Below are 1026 nucleotides of genomic sequence, written 5' to 3'. Positions count from 1 at the left end.
CAGCGGCTGGGTTCCGAGCCGTTGCAGGTGCTGTTCGCGGCGACCGCGAAGCCGATGGCCACCGAGTCGACCCCCGGTGCGTTCTGGCGGGGATTGCGGCTGCTGGCCGTCGACGGGACCTGCTGGGACGTTGCCGACACCGAAGCCAACCAGGCCGCCTTCGGCCGTCCCGGCAACGGCCGCGGAACGGGACGGAGTGCATTCGTCCAGGTGCGGATGGCGGCTCTGGTGGAGGTGGGCAGCCACGCGGTGCTGGACGCGGAACTCGCCGGCTGCCGGACCGGGGAAGTCACCCTGGTGGGCCGCCTGCCCCGTTCCTGCGGTGCGGGCCAGCTGGTCCTGGCCGACCGCGAGTTTCTGGGCGTCCCGCTGTGGCGGGCATTCACCGCCACGGGAGCCGACCTGCTGTGGCGGGTGCCTGCCAACCGCGTCCTGCCCGTCCGCAAGCTGCTTCGAGACGGATCATGGCTCTCCGACATCCACGCCGGCACCGACGGTGCGAAACGTGACCCGGTGCCGGTCCGAGTCCTTGCCTACCAGCTGAAAGACACCGGCGGCGCTGCTGCGGCCGACGACTACCGTCTGGTTACCAGTCTTGTGGACCCCCGCCGCTATCCGGCCCGGCAACTGGCCGCGCTCTACCGCGAGCGCTGGGAGATCGAATCCGTCTTCGCCGAGATCAAAACCCACCAGCGTGGTGCACGGGTCGTGCTCAGCAGTAAGACCCCTGACGGTGTCCTCCAGCAGATCTGGGCCCATCTCCTGGTCCACCATGCGCTGCGGGAACTGATGCTGAGAACCGCTGCCACCCGTCAACTCGACCCCGACCGCATCTCTTTCACCGAAACCCTGCGCTCCGCCCGCCGCAGCGTGACCGTCACCCCGGGCGGCTTTTCCCCCTGAACTCCTGGTCAGAGCACTGCAAGTACTCCAAGAGGACCTCCTGGAAAGACTCCTGCCCGCCAGACGACTCCGCAGCCAGCCCCGTGTCGTGAAGCGCAAGATGTCCAACTACTGGCTCAAGCG

The 1026-nt window shown here is 68.3% G+C and carries 1 protein-coding gene; it reads left to right on the top strand.

What is annotated here, in order from left to right; translation table 11 throughout:
- Nucleotides 1-903: IS4 family transposase (locus ACGFNK_RS45770; protein WP_393427375.1), on the top strand; the 903-nt coding region annotated here is incomplete at its 5' end.
- Nucleotides 904-1026: the final 123 nt, after the last annotated feature.

The sequence above is a fragment of the Streptomyces sp. NPDC048825 genome, from assembly GCF_043198355.1.
Taxonomy (GTDB): domain Bacteria; phylum Actinomycetota; class Actinomycetes; order Streptomycetales; family Streptomycetaceae; genus Streptomyces; species Streptomyces xiangluensis.
The sequence above is the reverse complement of the archived record's forward strand: the minus strand, read 5'-3'. Positions and strand labels throughout refer to the sequence as shown.